14 protein-coding genes are annotated in these 18745 nt (G+C 35.9%); 7 read left to right on the forward strand and 7 right to left on the reverse strand.

All coding sequences use genetic code 11. The annotated features are described in order from the left end of the window. The 6 genes from ACQ65V_RS08135 to ACQ65V_RS08160 form a co-directional block, all read right to left on the reverse strand. The gene (locus ACQ65V_RS08135; protein WP_412561551.1) at window positions 1–438 is read right to left on the reverse strand and encodes a hypothetical protein; all 438 of its coding nucleotides are present in this window, start codon (window positions 436–438) and stop codon (window positions 1–3) included. A gap of 382 nt (window positions 439–820) precedes the next feature. Further along, on the reverse strand, window positions 821–1324 hold the full coding sequence (locus ACQ65V_RS08140) for a GbsR/MarR family transcriptional regulator (RefSeq protein ID WP_273289526.1): 504 nt from the start codon (window positions 1322–1324) through the stop codon (window positions 821–823). Between the two features lie 47 nt (window positions 1325–1371). Continuing rightward, on the reverse strand, window positions 1372–2142 hold the full coding sequence (locus tag ACQ65V_RS08145) for a hypothetical protein (RefSeq protein ID WP_430467537.1): 771 nt from the start codon (window positions 2140–2142) through the stop codon (window positions 1372–1374). A gap of 94 nt (window positions 2143–2236) precedes the next feature. After that, on the reverse strand, window positions 2237–4273 hold the full coding sequence (locus tag ACQ65V_RS08150) for a M3 family metallopeptidase (RefSeq protein ID WP_430467538.1): 2037 nt from the start codon (window positions 4271–4273) through the stop codon (window positions 2237–2239). A 186-nt stretch (window positions 4274–4459) separates the two neighbouring features. Next, window positions 4460–4939, reverse strand: a complete 480-nt coding sequence (gene purE, locus ACQ65V_RS08155) for a 5-(carboxyamino)imidazole ribonucleotide mutase (protein ID WP_430467539.1) — start codon at window positions 4937–4939, stop codon at window positions 4460–4462. A 3-nt stretch (window positions 4940–4942) separates the two neighbouring features. After that, window positions 4943–6097, reverse strand: a complete 1155-nt coding sequence (locus ACQ65V_RS08160) for a 5-(carboxyamino)imidazole ribonucleotide synthase (RefSeq protein ID WP_430467540.1) — start codon at window positions 6095–6097, stop codon at window positions 4943–4945. Window positions 6098–6251: 154 nt separating this feature from the next. Here ACQ65V_RS08160 and ACQ65V_RS08165 point away from each other — a divergent pair, with 154 nt between their 5' ends. From ACQ65V_RS08165 to ACQ65V_RS08185, 5 genes are all read left to right on the forward strand, one after another. After that, a complete protein-coding gene (locus ACQ65V_RS08165; protein WP_430467541.1) occupies window positions 6252–7361 on the forward strand; it encodes an adenylate kinase in 1110 nt (369 codons plus the stop codon). Between the two features lie 93 nt (window positions 7362–7454). Continuing rightward, window positions 7455–8453, forward strand: a complete 999-nt coding sequence (gene obgE / locus ACQ65V_RS08170; RefSeq protein WP_430467542.1) for a GTPase ObgE — start codon at window positions 7455–7457, stop codon at window positions 8451–8453. Between the two features lie 18 nt (window positions 8454–8471). Continuing rightward, a complete protein-coding gene (locus ACQ65V_RS08175) occupies window positions 8472–9185 on the forward strand; it encodes an ion transporter (protein ID WP_430467543.1) in 714 nt (237 codons plus the stop codon). Window positions 9186–9255: 70 nt separating this feature from the next. Further along, window positions 9256–9780 (forward strand): DUF4136 domain-containing protein, encoded by a 525-nt coding sequence (locus ACQ65V_RS08180; protein WP_430467544.1) that lies wholly within the window; start codon window positions 9256–9258, stop codon window positions 9778–9780. A gap of 79 nt (window positions 9781–9859) precedes the next feature. Beyond that, a complete protein-coding gene (locus ACQ65V_RS08185; protein ID WP_430467545.1) occupies window positions 9860–10588 on the forward strand; it encodes an SDR family oxidoreductase in 729 nt (242 codons plus the stop codon). Between the two features lie 101 nt (window positions 10589–10689). Here the strand turns inward: ACQ65V_RS08185 and ACQ65V_RS08190 are convergent, their stop codons facing one another. Beyond that, on the reverse strand, window positions 10690–16818 hold the full coding sequence (locus ACQ65V_RS08190) for an alpha-2-macroglobulin family protein (protein ID WP_430467546.1): 6129 nt from the start codon (window positions 16816–16818) through the stop codon (window positions 10690–10692). A 180-nt stretch (window positions 16819–16998) separates the two neighbouring features. Here ACQ65V_RS08190 and ACQ65V_RS08195 point away from each other — a divergent pair, with 180 nt between their 5' ends. Continuing rightward, window positions 16999–17952 carry a tetratricopeptide repeat protein gene (locus ACQ65V_RS08195; RefSeq protein WP_430467547.1) on the forward strand — a complete coding sequence of 318 codons (954 nt, stop codon included), beginning with the start codon at window positions 16999–17001 and terminating at the stop codon, window positions 17950–17952. 116 nt (window positions 17953–18068) lie between these two features. Beyond that, a complete protein-coding gene (locus ACQ65V_RS08200) occupies window positions 18069–18743 on the forward strand; it encodes a TetR/AcrR family transcriptional regulator (protein ID WP_273289515.1) in 675 nt (224 codons plus the stop codon). Window positions 18744–18745 lie beyond the last annotated feature (2 nt).

Below are 18745 nucleotides of genomic sequence, written 5' to 3' on the forward strand. Positions count from 1 at the left end.
TTAAATGGTTTCGTAAATGTTATATAGCAGTAGCCATGTATAAACTACAGCGAATAGTGTAAATAGAAAGTTCATGAAATAGCTTCCAATTTTAAAGATAACTTTTTGAGGTATTTCATACATGGGATAATAGGCAATTTGAGTAGCTACTTTACCCACCCAATAAGCTGCAATGAGACCTGTTATTGCAATTGATAAATTTGTTCCATTTTTTAAATCAGATGGAATAATGATAGCAATTAGACCAAAAGAGAAATTAAGCCCTTGTATGTATCTACCATAGGTTTTAGCGATTTCTTGATTCAATGGTTTTAACTGTTTAACATCATTATACCAATCAAAAACCTTATGTCTTATGTACGGATAAATAAGCGCTGTGAATATTTGACCGCATCCACCAAGAATAATGAGCCAATTAGGAATATCTGTTTTCATCATTAATATTTTTTAAATTATTTAATAACCAAACAAAATAGATAGCAATAGACATTGGAATAACTATAATACTTAACCACCAAAAATCGTTGAGCTGGATTTCTGATAACCAGGCAATTCCATAAAGAGATACCAAGATCCAGTATATTAAAAATTGCTTTTTATGGTTATCTTTAAACTTCTTCCATATGAAAAAAAGTCCTATTGCGCTTATAACTTGAATTCCACCTAATACAATTTGAGCATATAGTCCAAAAAAGAAGGTTAGGTAAAGGATTAGGTTTATAATTAAACAGATCTTGTTAAATTGGTACAATAACTTCATAATTCTATTGTTTTTAAATTTTCAGAAAAAATTGAAAGTTTGATAAAAAAAATATATTGACTACTTCATCAGTTTAAAAACCGATTTTGTTAACCAATTTTGTTTTTGATTTACAAGCTTGTTCATCAGTGTGTCCAAATCATCTGTCAATTCTCTTAAAGCTTTAGTTTGTTTTATCAATTCTTTAGTGTTTTCTGTACCGTCATCTTTAATGGAAGAGACTTCGTCCAAAACTTTTATTACAGGCTTTATTTCTCTTCGGCTTCGCTCTTTGGCAACGATACGTGCCAACTCTTGTACGTCTTTTTCTGTAGTAAAATATTCTCTGCGCTCACCAGACACCAAGACTTTGGTTACAATTCCCCAATCCATGAGTTGTCTTAAATTCATGCTGGTGTTACCACGAGAGATTTTAAGATCCTCCATAATATCTTCCATAGACAGAGGTTTTGTGGAAATAAAAAGCAAAGCCTGTATCTGTGCCATGGCTTTGTTTATGCCCCAAAGTGAGCCTAAACTTCCCCAAGTACTTATGAATTTTTCTTTTGCCTCTTTATATTCCATAGTACAAATATACAATAATTTTTAAACTTTCAATAATTATTGAAAGTTTATTTTATTTGTAAATGAATATGATCATCATGTCTTACGGCTTGGCAGCCATGAAATCTAACTCTAGTTTCATTCTCTAAGCCTAAAGATTGCTTCAAGTAGGGTTCAATAAATACTTTTTGAGTTTCAGAATGAGAGGATAGGGTTTGTATTAATGATCGAGTAGATTTAGAATCAAATTGTAAATCGTTATGTAATCCAAATGCTAAATACTTTGGGAAATCATATTGCCAATATCCTTTTTCTAAACAGCTTTGAGATATTCTGTTATTAGAACTTACATAAGTGCCATAACCCAAGAATGATGGTTTTTTATTGGTTTTTGTCCCATCTTCATTGGTATATTGAAAACTTAAATCAACTTTTTTACCATTGTCATGACTTAGATGAGGTAGCAGTGGAAAACCATCTAAGAACGGAAAATTAGCATCGAGATATGTTATTTGTATTCCACTTGACTTAGAACTTTTCAAAAGTAAGTCTCGTAACTCTGGATTCACATAGTTCCTGAATGCTAAAGGATAAAACCAATTTCTAGGTGCTAGATTGTCATTAAACCAAGGAAGTTGTACTCTTCCAAAAAGCGAAGCCACAGGTGGTACAATGATGAGGTTGCATATTAAATACAGACTAAGAAATACATAACGTTTCTTCTTTTTGAATTTTATAGCAATGACAAGAGATATTAGCCATATAATTCCACCAACTTGAGTAAGGACGGTCAGTATCAAAACAATAGATAAATGACCAAGAAATTTTACAAGCTTCATAGATAGATAACGAACAAACTAATCACTTATTTCTTTAGATTAGTACGTTTCGTCTAGACTTTGGCGTCAAATTCTAGCAAATTTTTTCTAAAATTTACCGCTTCTCAATCAATCCAGCACGTCTTAATAAAGCATCTGGTTGTGGTTCTTTTCCTCTGAATTTTTTATACAACACCATAGGGTTTTCTGTACCTCCTTGCGATAAAACAAAAGACTTGAATTTTTCTGCAACCGTTTTGCTAAAGATGCCTTCCTCCTTAAAATACTCAAAGGCATCTGCATCCAAAACTTCTGCCCACTTATAACTGTAATACCCAGAAGAATAACCTCCCTGAAAGATATGTGCAAAAGCGGTGCTCATACAATTCTCGCCAACATCTGGATAAAGTTTTGTGCCTTCAAAAGCCTTTAGTTCATGTTGTTTTACATCACTGATACTTGAAGGGTCAATTCCATGCCAAGCCATGTCCAGTAATCCAAAACTAATCTGTCTTAAGGTCTGCATACCTTCATGAAAGGTAGAGGAGGCTTTAATTTTTTCAATGAGATCCATCGGAATAACCTCTCCGGTTTCATAATGGGTGGCAAATAGTTTTAGCGACTCTTCCTCGTAACACCAGTTTTCTAAAACCTGACTAGGTAATTCCACAAAGTCCCAATATACATTGGTACCAGATAAACTCGGATATGTTGTGTTTGCCAACATACCATGTAAAGCATGACCAAATTCATGGAATAAAGTTGTTACCTCATTAAAGGTTAATAAAGAGGGCTTGCTTTTGGTAGGTTTTGTAAAGTTACAGACGATAGAGACGTGAGGCCTTTCATTCTCACCGTTCTTAACCATCTGTGGTTTGTAGGACGTCATCCAAGCTCCGTTGCGCTTACCAGCTCTTGGGAAAAAGTCGGCATAAAAAATGGATACCAATTGGCCTTCACTATCAGTCACTTTATATGTGAGAACATCCTCGTGATATTTGTCTATGGTTTTGATGTCTTCAAACTGTAATCCATATAATTTTTCGGCAACGATAAACGCACCATTGATGACATTTTCTAACTTAAAATAAGGCTTCAATTTTTCGTCATCTAAATCGAATAATTTTTGTTTCAACTTTTCAGAATAATAAGCAGAATCCCATTTTTGAAGTTGATCTATGTGGTCTAAATCTTTAGCAAAACTTTCAAGTTTTTTGAATTCGTTTTCTGCTGCAGGCTTTGCCTTTTCCAATAATTCTTCTAAAAACGCATTGACTTTTTCAGGTGTTTCCGCCATGCGCTCTTCTAGTACAAAATGCGCATGGGTTTTATAGCCCAAAAGTTGTGCACGCTCAAAACGAAGATTTGCAATTCGCAATACAATATCTTGATTGTCTAATTCATCATTATGAAAACCTTTGCTGCCGAACGCCTTCGATAGCTTTTCTCGCAACTCACGATTGTCTGCATAGGTCATAAACGGAATGTAGCTCGGATAATCTAAAGTAATCAGCCAACCGTCTTTACCTTTAGATTCAGCCAATTGCTTTGCGGCTTCTTTTGCACCATCTGGCAATCCTGAAACTTCAGATTCATCTGTAAGGTGCATTTCAAATTTGTTGGTTTCAGCTAAAATGTGCTCTCCGAACTTTAATTTCAATTGACTTAATTCTTTGTCTATGGCACGCAGTTTTTCCTTTTTGTCTTTGGGTAGATTGGCACCATTTCTTGAAAAACCTTTATATTTTTTATCGAGAAGGGTCTCTTGCTCTGTGGTTAGATCTAAGTCTGATTTTGAATCATAAACCGCTTTAACACGTTTGAATAAATCTTCATTTAAAGTAATGTCGTTACTAAATTCTGAAAGTAGAGGTGACACTTCTTGTGCGATCTTTTGAATTTTATCGTTGGTTTCAGCAGAATTCAAATTGAAAAAAATGCTCGAAATTCGGTCTAATTCCTCACCAGAATAATCTAAGGCTTCAATGGTGTTTTCAAATGTTGGATTTGCCTCATTTTTAACAATAGCATCAATTTCTGATTTAGCTTTTTTAATAGCAGTTTTAAAAGCCGGAAGAAAGTCTTCGTCTTTTATTTTTGAAAAAGGTGCAGAATTATATTTGGTGCCAAATGGCTGATTTAGAATAGTCATATTATGAAATGTCTAATTTTTCTTACTTATCTAATTGATTATCTGAATTTTAACGCATATTTAAGAACGTAATAATAGATTAAGACCTTAAGTTTGGTTATTTTTGCAGCATATTTTCAGAGTGATAATGGTTTACTCTGAGAAATTGGTTAATAGCTTAAAGCCTCGACTCCGGTTGAGGCTTTTTTATAGGTCTTTGGCAGAATCTATTACCTTGGCTTTTAACCCTTCTTTATAGACCACGATTTTATCTAAAATACATTGGTCTGAGCTACCTAAAATTTGTGCGGCTAAAATCCCAGCGTTCTTTGCTCCATTTAGAGCTACGGTAGCTACAGGAACTCCACCTGGCATTTGCAAAATGGAAAGCACCGAATCCCAACCATCAATAGAATTACTGCTTTTTACAGGAACACCAATTACAGGCAAAGGTGATAGAGAAGCGACCATTCCTGGTAAATGTGCAGCTCCACCAGCACCAGCAACAATCACTTTTATACCTCTGGTATGGGCATTTTTGCCATAGTCAAATAACTTATCTGGTGTACGATGTGCTGAAACGATATCGACCTCCACTTCAATATCAAAACCTTTTAAAATATCTATAGCGTCTTGCATCACTGGCAAATCGCTTTTACTTCCCATTATTACGCCTACTTTACTCATGATTTATTCACTGATTACTTCAATTGTTCGTTTTACCTTTTCTGCCACTTCACGTGCTTTTGCAATATCTTTATCAACTATTGTAACATGACCCATCTTTCGGAAAGGTCTTGTTTGTTTTTTACCATAGATATGAGGTGTTACTCCAGCCATCGCCATAATGTCTTCAATATTTTTGTAAAGTACATTTCCTGTATGACCTTCAGCACCTACTAGATTGACCATAACTCCAGCGACTTTGCTTTCCGTGTTGCCTAATGGTAATCCTAAAACACATCTAAGATGCTGTTCAAACTGGTCTGTATAACTAGCTTCAATACTATAGTGACCAGAGTTATGAGGTCTTGGCGCTACTTCATTAACCAGAATTTCATCATCTTCGGTTTGAAACATTTCAACAGCCAACAGCCCAACATGCTTAAAGGCAGATGCAACTTTTAAAGCTACTAATTCTGCTTTTTTGGCAATAGCGTCAGGAATACGAGCTGGGCAAATGACATATTCTACCTGATTGGCTTCAGGATGAAACTCCATCTCAACCACAGGATAGGTTTTTAAATGCCCTTCTGTATTTCTGGCAACAATAACAGCCAATTCATTTTTAAACGGAATCAATTTTTCTGCTATACATTCCACATTTGGCAAATCAACCAAATCCGTAGCCCATCTAATAACTTTAACACCTTGACCATCATAGCCAAATCGAGCACTTTTCCATACAAAAGGATAACTTAAACCTCCATTATCCACAGCATCTTCAATTTCTGAAGGATGAGCGAATCTCGAAAAATCTGCTGTTGGAATATTATGATCGCGATAAAATAATTTTTGAGTCGCTTTATTTTGAATTGTCCTTAATGTCTTTGAAGCTGGAAAAACCTTTACACCTTCATCTTCAAGTTTTTCAAGCGCATCAACGTTAACGTTTTCAATTTCGATGGTGAGGACATTGACATTTTTTCCGAAGTTAATCACACTGTCATAATCCATTAGATCACCTACTGTAAACTCATCACAAGCCAATCTTGCAGGTGCTTCTTTGCTCGGGTCTAACACACAGGTGTAAATATCAAATTTGCGTGTGTTGTAAAGTATCATTTTGCCCAATTGACCACCACCAAGAATACCTAATTTAAAGTTTGAAGAAAAGTAATTCATATTTATTCTCCAGATAGGAGGGAATCTTTAAAAATTCAATATTTATTCGTTACAAAAATACATTAAATATGAGACATGCAGTTAAATTCGTATTTCAAAAAATCGTCAATCCTCAATCATTTGATTATCTTTGCATTTCTAAAATAATTAGGCTGTGATAAAGCTTCACGATTTATACTTTAAACCTTTTATCTCTGAGCAAGAAATTGATGCTGCGGTAGATAAAATGGTAGATGCTATTTCTACAGACTTAGGAGACGAAATGCCGGTTTTTGTGGGTATTTTAAATGGGTCATTTATGTTTGTGAGTGATTTTGTAAAGAAGTATCCAAAACCTTGTGAAGTCACATTTATTAAGTTGGCATCTTACGAAGGAGTTAAATCTACCGAAGATATTCAACGATTGATTGGGTTGACCCAAGATTTAACAGGCAGAACCGTCGTTATTTTAGAAGACATCATAGATTCAGGTAAGACGCTAGAGGAAGTCCACCGCATTTTCAAAAATGAAAATGTAAAAGAACTGCTAATAGCCACCTTATTTTACAAACCTGAAGCTTATGATAAGGATTTTAAACTTCACTATGTAGGTATTGAAATTCCGAATAAATTCATTGTCGGTTACGGACTCGATTACAATGGACTAGGAAGGGATTTACCAAACGTATATCAATTAAAAACAACACAACACATGACGAACATCGTGCTATTTGGACCTCCAGGTGCAGGAAAAGGGACACAAGCTAATTTCTTAAAGGAAAAGTATGATTTAATACACATTTCTACAGGAGATGTCTTTAGATTTAATATCAAAAATGAGACGGCCTTAGGTATGTTAGCAAAGTCCTATATGGATAAGGGGGAATTGGTTCCAGATCAGGTGACTATTGATATGCTGAATAAAGAGGTTGAAAAAAATGCCGGTGCTAAAGGTTTTATTTTTGATGGTTTCCCAAGAACCAACGCACAAGCTAAAGCTTTAGATGAGTTGATGGATTCAAAAGATTCCCAAATCAATGCTATGGTTGCACTAGAAGTTGATGATGAAGTTTTGGTAGAACGCTTGTTAAAACGAGGCGAAACTAGTGGAAGAGCTGACGATGCTGATGAAAGTATTATCAGAAACCGTATCAAGGAATACTACAACAAAACGGCGATATTAAAAGACTACTATTCAGATCAAGATAAATACTTTGGTGTTGATGGAGTAGGAAGTATTGAGGATATTACAGAACGTTTAAGTACCGTTCTTGATAAACTCTAGTTAATGCGTTTATTCGTTTATTTGATAAAGTGAAATGTTTCGAAGTTTCTTCTCAAATAAACGACACAACGAATAAACAATTAAACGTATTAGATGACTGAAGGAAATTTTGTAGACTACGTAAAAATGCACGTCTCTTCTGGTAACGGAGGTAAAGGCTCTACGCATTTACATCGTGAAAAATATATAGCAAAAGGCGGACCAGATGGTGGAGATGGTGGTCGTGGTGGCCATGTCATTATAAAAGGAAACTCTAACCTTTGGACACTCATTCACTTAAAATTTAAGCGCCACATTAAAGCTGGCCATGGTGAACATGGTAGTTCTGGAAGAAGTACAGGAGCTGATGGAGAAGATGCAATTGTAGAAGTACCACTAGGGACCGTTGTAAGAGATACGGAAACCAACGACATACTTTTTGAAATTACCGAAGACGGTGAGGAAAAAATAGTCGCTGAAGGTGGTAAAGGTGGTCGTGGCAATTGGCATTTTAAAAGTTCGACCAATCAAACTCCACGTTATGCACAGCCAGGTATTCCACAAGAAGAAAGAAATATTACCTTAGAGCTTAAGGTATTGGCTGATGTTGGTTTGGTGGGGTTTCCAAATGCAGGAAAATCGACATTATTGTCGGTGTTAACGGCAGCGAAACCTAAGATTGCTGACTATGAGTTTACGACTTTAAAACCAAATTTGGGTATTGTAGAGTATCGCGATTTTCAATCGTTTGTAATGGCTGATATTCCTGGTATTATTGAAGGAGCAGCAGAAGGTAAAGGACTTGGCTATTACTTTTTAAGACATATAGAACGGAATTCCATTCTATTGTTTTTGATTCCTGCAGATGCTAAGGATATAGTTGAGCAGTATGAAATTTTGGTCGATGAACTTAGACGATATAATCCTGAGATGTTGGATAAAGAACGATTTGTTTGTATATCTAAATCCGATATGTTGGACGAAGAACTCAAATCTGAAATTTCCACTATATTAGACAAAGATTTAGAAAGTGATTATATGTTTATCTCTTCTGTAGCACAGCAAGGATTGACCGAATTAAAAGATAAACTTTGGAAAATGTTGAATGACTAAACTCTCATTTGCGCTTCAATGAAAGAAACCGTCAAAAGCATCGTAGAATATAACGACAATAAGCTCAGTAAGAGCTTTGCGGTTTTTATTCAGGTGTTAATTGTTTTATCGGTTATTACATTTTCTATTGAAACCTTACCCAACTTAAAACCACAGACTAAAGTTATACTCAATTCTATTGAGATTTTTTGTGTCATAATATTTACGCTTGAATATTTAGCCAGAATCTACGTAGCAGATAACAAACCAAAGTTTATTTTCAGCTTTTTTGGTCTAATAGATTTCTTCGCCATACTGCCATTCTATCTGTCATTTGGTGTGGATTTGCGCTCGTTGCGAGTATTGCGAATGTTCAGATTGTTTAGACTTTTAAAATTGGTGCGCTACAATAAGGCCATGCGTCATTTTACCAAAGCAATGATTTTGGCAAAAGAACAGATTGTCCTTTTTATGGGTGTCACTTTGGTCTTAATATATTTTGCGGCCATTGGGATCTATTATTTTGAAAACGAAGCACAACCAGAGCATTTTTCATCTATTTTCGACAGCCTTTGGTGGTCTATCGTCACCTTGACTACCGTAGGATATGGTGATGTATATCCTATTACGGTTGGTGGGCGAGTATTTACCTTTATTATTCTCCTTATTGGCTTAGGCATTGTTGCTATACCTACCGGAATCATTTCTTCCTCATTGACCAAAGTTGTTGAGCCTAATTCTGATGGAGAATAGTTAAAGTGTACCTTTCTGTTTTGCCGTGCTTTATGCTGAATCTATTTTTCGTTATCTTTAAAATAAAAAAATGAAAGCTTTCAAGTTTATTATACTAGCCTTGTTATTTACTTCCTGTGGAACAACCTTTGTCAACTACGACTACGAAACATCCACAGACTTTACGCAATACAAAACCTACGACTATTTTGATGATATGCAGACGGGTTTAAGCAAGTTTGATAGTATTCGTATCATAAGTACTATAGATACTAAATTGTCCTCAATGGGTCTGAAACGATCCGACAACCCAGATTTTTATATCGATATTCAAAGTAGGGAGTTGATGAACCGAAATAGCCCTAATGTTGGTGTTGGTGTCGGTGGAGGTAGAGGCGGAGGCTTTGGAGGTGTTTCTGTTGGAGTGCCTTTAAACGCTAACAAATACACAAGAGAGATCACCATCGATTTTGTAGATAAAAACCAAAATGAAAGACTTTTTTGGCAAGCCGTTAGTGAGAGTACTTACAAAGGAAACGCTTCAGTTGAAAAACGCGAAGCTACTTTGGCTAAATTGGTAGATAAAATTTTTGAGGGTTATCCGCCTAAAGAATAACTTTATCATTTCCCTAACATTTTAAACTTCAGGTTTCCTCATTGGTTTCGTAATTTTGAATGAAATCAAAAAAATAAACATGGACAATTTAAAAGGAAAAGTAGCACTCATTACAGGTGGTACAAAAGGTATAGGATATGGTGTGGCAGAAGCTTTGCTCAATCAAGGCTTAAAAGTAGTTATAACCAGTAGGAGCAAAGATGCAGCAGACGAAGTAGCGGAAGAATTAGCAACAAAAACCAACAGTACAGGTTCTATCATTGGTGTTCAAGCAGATGTGAGGCAACTCGATAGCCAAAAAGAAGCGGTTAATCAAGCTATAAAGACCTTTGGGCAATTAGATATTGTTATTGCTAATGCTGGTCTTGGCCATTTTGGAAGTATAGAGGATTTAACTTCAGAGCAATGGAACCAAGTTATAGACACTAATCTTACAGGTGCTTTTAATTCCATAAAGGCCAGTGTCGATGCACTTAAAAACACAAAAGGTTATTACATCACCATTTCAAGTTTAGCAGGAACGAATTTCTTTGCTGGTGGCTCTGCTTATAATGCGAGTAAATTTGGTGTTACCGGATTTACGCAAGCGGTAATGTTGGATTTGCGTAAGTATGGAGTTAAAGTGAGTACCATTATGCCAGGTTCGGTTTCTACACACTTTAATGGTAATGAGCCTAGTGATAAAGATGCTTGGAAAATTCAGATTGAAGATATCGGTGAACTGGTCATCGATTTATTAAAAATGAATCCGAGAACCTTACCTAGTAAAATTGAAGTGCGTCCGACGACGCCTCCTAGTAGTAAATAAAGAACTCGCAAAGTCGCAAAGACGCAAAGACAAATGAACTCGCAACGACGAGTCAGTTTAAAGGTTTTCAATCTTTGCGTCTTAGCGCCTTAGCGAGACAACTATTCAACATTAACCCTAACTCCCTCACTATGGCTACTAAACTCAGGCGCATACATACATTGAATTGTACTAATACCATTACTCATATTACCAGCATTGTTTACTCTTAGGTCGTATTCAAACACATAAACACCTTTTGGTAGATAATCCATAAAGAAATTGGTAGCGGCATCTTTAGTGCTTTCGTAGTAACCCAATCCATCTTGCCATTTGTATTGAGACAATACATTAATTGGCTCAAAACCTGCAGCACGCATATCCTTAAGGTGTACAAATTCCATAGAGCGATCCGTTCTTAGTTCTATTCGCACTCTAACTAAATCACCAACCTTTAATTTAGTATCTGAAGTGATTTCAGAAATTTCCTCACCTTTATCTGTATTGGTTTTTAAGAACAATTTCTTACTCAGTTTTAAAGGAGTCTCTGCCGAGGTGATTTTATCCAAATCCTCAAAATATTGCCAGTACATCGCTCCCCAAGCAATGCCATCATTCTTTTTGGAAATAGTGACATCCGCCATTTCTGGTTCAATTTCAGAACCTGTCCATGATGTTTTATAGTAGCCAGTACCAGCTTCAAGTTTTACGTCGTCTAAAGTCTCTGGTGAAATAGTTTCATCACCAACCTTCACATCTACCATTTCGGTAACGCTTAGCCAATCGCTGCCTTGTAATAATAAGGCGTAAACAGCTTCCGTCGTTGCTTTTGTGGTTTTCCAGCTATTGGTTTGCTTGTTTTTTAGCAACCAGATTTTTAGGTTGTCGATGTCTTCGAGATTCTTCGCTTCGCTCTGAATGACATTACCAACTTCAGCAAATGCTTCAATCAACAGGGCTTGGGTTTCGATTGGTGCTTGGTACCAATGCCATGAGTTGGTGTTAGATTTCCAATACATGCCTAGTTCCTCAGAAGTGATGCTGTTTTCTTTTAATGATTTTAGAATTTTGCCAGCAGTGGCATCATCGTTCATTCTGTGCATGGTTAAAGTCATTAACCCTTTGGCATACAATGAACGTTTTAACCAATACTTTTGAATCTGACCTTTGTAATAATCCATGATGGTTTCCACTTCTTTTGAAGCTTTTATTTCAGGATACAAACTGCGGACATACAAATAATGCAATTGCATGTGAGACAGATGGTCCTTGTTCAAATCAACATCCTTATTGTACTTTCTGATATCTTTGTATTCTTTTACAAATTCCGCATCAAGGTATTGTATGGCGTTTTGAATCATTTGAGATTCTTCGCTGTCGCTCTGAATGACATTGAGTTGTTTCAAGTGACCAAAACCAGAAATAATGTGTTGCGTAATGTAACGATTCGCATAGCCGCCATTAAACCAAGGCCAAGCACCAGATGGTAATTGGTTTTGTTTCAGTTTACGTAAGGCTGAACTCAGTTCATTATTCATTTTATTAAGATCGAATAACAATCCGATGCGTTTTTTCTGTTCCGTTTCAGATTGTGCATCGCGTAACCAAGGTGTTTCTTGGATTAATATTGACTTCAATTCTTCATTCTTTTCCAAATTACTTAAAAGCGCATCTGAAGACTTCCACTGGTTAAAAACGGCTTCAATTTTTGGATTAGACTTTACAATATGTTGCGCCAACGCATTTGAATAATAACGTGCAAACGTCTGCTCATTACAATCATAAGGATATTCCATTAAGTAAGGCAACGCCTGAACCGCATACCAAGCTGGGTTGGACGTCATCTCCAAGGTCAATTTATGGTGACTGAGCGTCGTCGATGTCTGGTTTTTCAATTTATCTAACGTAAACATCTTCGTCTGATTAGAACGTACCCACATTGGTAGTGTTTCTGTGACTAGCATTCTATTTGATAAGACTGGTAAAGCGTTTTGTTCGCCGTCACTGAAATCACCAGCTTTTGCAATGACTTTGTATTGTACGGCTTGTAAACCTTCTGGAATTGCCAAAGACCATGAGACTTGTGTGTTTCCATTTGCGTCGACAGAAAAGTTCTGGGCGCTGAGCGAAGTCGAAGTGCCATCTTCAGAATTGTCGTTTCGACTACGCTCAACGACCAGTATGTCCTTAGAAATATCTTTTCCAGTAACAGCATCTGTCAATTCTAATTTAGCCATACCAGTTAGCTCATTATCAGTAAGATTAGCAATTTTAGTACTAATGGTAATTTGGTCTCCCTCACGTAAAAATCGAGGTGCATTTGGAATCACCATTAACTCTTTTTGAGTAACAGCTTCCAATTGTGTAACTGCACTTTCCAAAGTTTTGGTATGTGCCAATAATTGCAGTTTCCATTTGGTTAAGGCTTCTGGAGCTTTAAAATTAAAACTTACATTACCTTCTGCATCGGTTTGTAAATGCGGAAAGAAGAAGGCTGTTTCGTTTAGGTTTTTTCGGATTTGGATATTATCAGAATCAACTTTTTCTTCTTTTGGATTTCTTTCAGCTATAATGGTTCCTCCGCTTTGTTCTGTGACACTATTGTAAACTAAAGCCTTTTTGCTTTCAGAATCCATAACAACTACTGACTCTAAATTTTCGTCAGATTCAAATGCTTCACTAACAGCTGCCTCAACTTCAAGACCAGAAGCTATTCCTCTCGTCAAATAACGAGTTCTACCATACTTAAAATAAAACCCAAACCAATTCAACTGGTCATAGTTTTGTGAGCTATAATTCGCAATTTGTTCAAAACGGTTAAATACCCTAAAACTCGTATTGCCAAAACTCTGCCTATGGTTTTTGTTTATTCTACCAGAGTAATACCTTCTGTGAATTGGATTAAAATTCCAGTCGTGTGTTCTAAATTCATCCAATGAGGCATCGTACATGCTTGCTAATAATTCAGCAGAAACCTTATCTCCTTTTGGGCCTTTAATTTTAAAGCTCCAGGTTTCATCTTGTCCTGGTTGTAATTTATCCCTAAACGTGGTGGTTTCAATCTCTAAATCGGTTTTTGGATAAGGCACATTCACTCCAAAACGTTGTGCTATATAACTATTGAAAGCCGCAAAACTTGCATGAACTTCAAATCCTCCGACATCACCTTCTAATACGGGAATGGTTATCGTTTGCTTAGAATTGCTCAGTTTTACCAATTGCGTGACAATGATTTTACCATCTTTTTCAACTTCAACCGTAATGGTAATATCTTTGGCAGCAGAGCCCAAGGTTAGCTTTGCTATATCACCAACGTTGTAACTCTCCTTGTCTAAAGTGGCTTCAAATAATTGGTTGTCGGCAACGGTTTTGTCATCATCGCTGTAAAGTGTTGTAAAGACTTCATCCTTTACCTCTTGCCCATACTTGTCTTCGCTTTCGGCAATAATGATATACTTGCTAGAATCCCATTTTCTCAACTTTTTAAGCGTTATGGTCTTTTCTTCTTCAGTATCGAATGATGTACTGAAAACTTCCTCTCCTTTTTCCCAATTAGTCATCAGGTGCTCATTATTGTAAGGATCGTGAGGAAATAAGCGTTTAAATTCCTCTTTGGAAATCACTTGGTAATCTGGTGCATTCCAAGGTCTTTCTCGCAATACCTGATCAGGTGCGTTTAGCTTATAAATCTTCAATGTTCCCTTTGCAGGAACTTCCTCTCCATTCAAATTCATGGAATTTAGAGAGATTTCAATTGCTTTTTTCGATTTATCAATAGTGTTTGGTGCTGAAATCTGTAAAGTCACGGCATGATAACCCACATTAACCGTTGTACTTACGGAACGTGTTTCTCCATTAATATCGGTAACATCTGCAGTGACTTCGTATCTAAAAATTGGTAAATTGTCTTTTGAGACACTCTCATCTGGTATGGCTTTAAAAGTGATTTTAAACTCACCTTTATCATTGGTTTTAGTTTCACCAAACGTGATTTCTTGCGCTTCGGCATTGAAATGACCTGGTCGTCTCCAATACCACCAAGTTGGGTATTGTACTTGGCGATTCACACGGTAAACCACCTTGGCATCTGTGATATTGCTACCAGCAAAAGCCTTGGCTAAGCCATTTACGATAATGCTGTCGTTAACTTTGAAAGTTTCGGTAATGGGTTGAAATTCTGGTTTAAATTTCGGGCGTTTGTATTCCTCAACTGAGAAATAGGTATAGCCATTTCTTCCGCTGAACATCTCTATGGAGTAGTTGCCCGTAAGTCCATCGTTAGGTAAAATAAATTCACCACTCACCGAACCGAATTCATTGGTTTTTAATGTGAGTTCACTAACCACTTCACCGTTAACGTTTTTGAGTTTTACTTTGGCATCTTCATTCGCAAAAACCTCAGTATTTCCATCTTTGGTAGCTGTGGCAATACCTTTAAAATAAACGGTTTGTCCAGGTCTGTAAATGCTACGATCCGTAAACAGAAAAACGCTGTATTTGGTGTCCTTGTTTTCTCGTGTTTGGTATTTTCTGCCAATATGGTAATCACCAAAGTAGGCGGTTTCGTCTTTGTGATTCACGCGGACTTCTACAGCTCTGTAATAACTACTGTTTTTGTTGAACTTAAATTTTCCAAAACGGTCTGTAGTGTATGTTTTGGATAACAGTTTGTTTCTATTGTTTCGGTAGGTAATGGTAATTGCAGCATCTACAATTGTAGCTCCGTTCCTTCTGTTGATGAGCTGATAATTCACCACATCATTTTGATTGCTTTCCAATAACGCTAAATCCGTCACCTGAATATGAGAAGCCGCAAAAACATCATTGGTTTTGGTATCTGCTTTTATAAGATATAGGCCATTTGCCAATTCTGGCACAATGATTTCCGTAGTGTGTTCTTGGTAGTCGTTTTCGGATTTTAAAGTGTTGGAAAATGATTTTATTGGACTCAACTTGCTGAAAAACTTACTTTTTTCTTCAGCATTATAAGACTTATTATAGTTCTCTAATTGGTTTTTACTGACCTTATAAATATTGAAATCTAAACTGGTGAGATTGCTGTAGCTCACTAAAATTCGTGATGCAGAATTGATCGGAATATATTCTTCAGCCTGAAGTCTTATGTTTGGCAGTAGAATTTGCTTTTTTAGGATTTTACATTGTTTTGCGCCATCACTTTCAGGAAATTTTAAAATAACACTTTCACATATTTCCAAAGCCTCTTTTAGCTTCCAACGGTTGGTGTCATCCACTTTACTTCCATCTGGATTACTATTGTAGCGGTTTCCCATTGCTTTGTAAACCGAGGCAATTTCAAAATTATAAAGTGCTGAAAGCGGATTGTTTTTAAGAGCGTCTGCTTTTCCTTTTAAAGTTTGGAGCAATAAAGCTTCTTTATTCTGAAAGGTGGCATGTTGCGCCACAAAATTTAAGCGTTCTAAATCTACATCAACAAAAGCTTTTGTAATGGTGTCATCACGATGAAACTTTAATAGGTTTTGATAAATTTTTAAAGCCTGTAGTTGAAGCGATGTTGAATCTTTTGAGGTTAGATTCAAGTTGATGAACTGTTCGCTATCCGCAATAAATTCAGGTTGGTCAATGGTGAATTTATAAGCTGGTTGCGTAATGCTATTTTCGTCAGTCTTATAAAACTGAAGCGCGTTGTGGCTCAACAAATCGTATAAGGTTGGTCTGTAAGTTTTAGAACCTTCGGCTTCGTGTAGAAGCATACTATAGTTTTTTAAAGGTTCTTGTTGAAGCAATAAGCCATTCTCAAGTGAACGTTGAAAATACACATGAATTTCATGGAATAAGGTTTCCAAATCCCAAGTCCTAAAATCCACATTATCTACTTTTTCGGCAGTTTTAGTACGATTATAAAATTTATATCGGTTTTGCTGAAAATATTGCCAATACATCGTTGCCAGCATATTTTCTAAAAGGTGCTTGGTAACGATATTTTCTGAAGCTTCAATTTCTGACTTAAAAAGATTAACGATATTGAGTTGCGCATCTTCCTCCAGCACAAGCATATATTTACTCTTGTGCAATAAGGCTTTTATTTGTTGTTGCTTATTTTCAGCTTCAACAGCGTCATTGTAGATGGTGTCAACTAATTCTGCTGCACTTTTAGTCAGTCCATCTTTTTCGAGTTTGGTGACTTTTTCCCATTGACTTTCAAAATCGTTCTGGGCATTAGAAAAAGAAGCAAAGCAAATTAGCATTAGTATTGAGATATAAGTTTTCATGAATTCATTTCGTTTTGTACAAAATACCTTCAAAAGGTGTTCCAAAAAAAGCTTTAAAACGTGAGTGTGTCGTTTCAATGAGTGAAGTTAAACAATTTGTGAGTGAAACGAAACGTTATTAAATTAAGATTTTACGACTAAACCATTAATTGTATTTTTGTTTAAGTTTTTAAATATGCTATGTATAAATTTTTCTGGATATTCTTAATATCATCACTATGCTTTTCTCAAACAGCAAAAGAAAAGGCCACAACGTTTATTGTCAAAAAACAGTTTAAAAATGCCCAAAGCGAAATGCTTACATTTTTAGAAACTAATCCAGATGATAAAGAAGCTATTGAACTTTTGGGAGATGCTTATGGACATCAAAAAAAATGGGATAAAGCCATTGAACAATACGAAAAATTAAAAGAGACTTACCCAAACAATGCCAATTACCATTATAAATATGGTGGAGCCTTAGGTATGAAGGCCTTAAGTACTAGTAAACTAAAAGCACTGACCATTATAGGTGATGTTAAGAGCTCTTTCTTAAAAGCTGCTGAATTAGACCCAAAACATATTGATGCACGTTGGGCTTTGGTGGAATTGTATGTATCTCTACCAGGTATTGTAGGCGGAAGTAATTCTAAAGCGCTAAAATATGCCAATGAACTACAAAACTTGTCTAAAGTTGATGGCTACTTGGCTAAAGGTTATGTCTATGAATATGATGACGAACCAGAACTCGCCGAAAAATATTATAAACTCGCCATTAAAGTTGGTGGTTCAGTAACCTGTTACGAAAAACTGACCAATTTTTATGAAACCCAAGATAAGCCGAACGAAGCTATTGGTAATTTAGAGGAAGCGCAACAAAAGCTCCAACGCAACGCTATGCATTACCAAATCGGGAAAGTCTGTGCCGATTACAATTTACAGCTCGATAAAGGTGAAAAATGCCTTAAAGCCTATTTAGCCAACCACTCTGCTAAAGATGGAGTACCAAAAGAATGGGCTTATTACCGTTTGGCGCAAATCTATAAACACCAAAACAAAAAGACCGAAGCCTTAAAATGGATAGATAAAGCCATTACCGGCTTACCAAAAATTGAGGTGTTTAAAGATGAAAAAGAGGCTATAGAAGGGCTTTAGACCATAATCATCAAGTTAATATCATATTTTATGCTAGTGTATCACTAGCATAATTTTTTGTTAAAAATTTAAAATTAATAGTAATACTATTATCTTTGCAATTAAATATTTTAATTATGATAAATTTACTTTCAAATTTAAAAATAGCAGTACCTGATAAAATATATATCAAAGATCCCGAGTCTTCTGATTTGGGTAAGCGTATAATAGAGCACGGTATTTTGCTTATTGATGAGATTGGGTTCGACGGTTTCACGTTTAAAAAGTTGGGCGCTAAAATAGGTTCAAACGAAAGTTCAATCTATCGTTATTTTGAAAGTAAACATAAGCTCTTATTGTACTTAACCTCGTGGTACTGGGCATGGGTTGAGTATCAATTGGTGTTTGCCACTCACAACATGCCAGATGAAAAACAGAAACTCTTTAAGGCCATTGAAATAGTTACCAAAACTATTGAGGAGGATGTGATGTTTACACATGTCAACGAGGTTGTGCTCAATAAAATAATCATTAATGAATATTCAAAATCATATTTAACCAAAGAAGTAGATGAGGAAAACAAAGAGGGTTACTTTGTAGTCTATAAGCGATTGATAAAACGTTTGAGCGATATGATTTCTAATGTCAATCCAAATTATAAATTCGCGTCTAGTTTGGCTAGTACAATTGTAGAAGGTGCACTTCATCAACATTTTCTTAAAGAACACTTTAGGTCCATAACAGATTGTGACTCTAAAACAACTCCAACAGAATTTTTCAAAGATTTAACCATCAATGCTATAACCGATTAGTT

The sequence above is a fragment of the Winogradskyella ouciana genome, from assembly GCF_965284585.1.
GTDB classification, from domain to species: Bacteria; Bacteroidota; Bacteroidia; order Flavobacteriales; family Flavobacteriaceae; genus Winogradskyella; species Winogradskyella ouciana.